A 290-nucleotide genomic window follows, 5' to 3' on the forward strand; every position below is an offset into this window, starting at 1 on the left:
AGCCCACCATACACGAACGACTACTTGACCGTGAAGATCGTCCACATCCCGGACGTGAAGTGACCTGGAATGTTGCAGAAGAGAAGGTACGTGCCCGGCTTTAGATCAAGCCGCAGGGCGGCACCCTGGATCGCCTTGCCGGTATCCAGCGTCTCGATGCGTGCCAGATCGGCATTGCGCGCGCGAAGAATGTCGGCGGCACGGCGATCCAGGAGACGCTAGTCGCGGATGCGCCGTCAGCAGCCGACTGCCTCGAATATTTCGGCGGCGCGGCCGCCGCCTATAATGGC

Annotated in this window: 1 protein-coding gene and 1 pseudogene; one reads left to right on the forward strand and one right to left on the reverse strand. The window is 62.1% G+C overall.

Annotated features, from left to right (window positions below):
* Positions 1-20: 20 nt before the first annotated feature.
* Entirely contained in the window at positions 21-191 is a 171-nt protein-coding gene (locus tag EN859_RS40135; RefSeq protein ID WP_348632978.1) for a sulfocyanin-like copper-binding protein, read from the reverse strand.
* Here EN859_RS40135 and EN859_RS40395 point away from each other — a divergent pair.
* Positions 126-290: pseudogene (locus EN859_RS40395) on the forward strand (betaine-aldehyde dehydrogenase); the annotation flags it as partial. The gene EN859_RS40135 and the pseudogene EN859_RS40395 sit on opposite strands and share 66 nt — an antisense overlap.

Source organism: Mesorhizobium sp. M00.F.Ca.ET.216.01.1.1 (assembly GCF_004010325.2).
GTDB lineage: Bacteria > Pseudomonadota > Alphaproteobacteria > Rhizobiales > Rhizobiaceae > Mesorhizobium.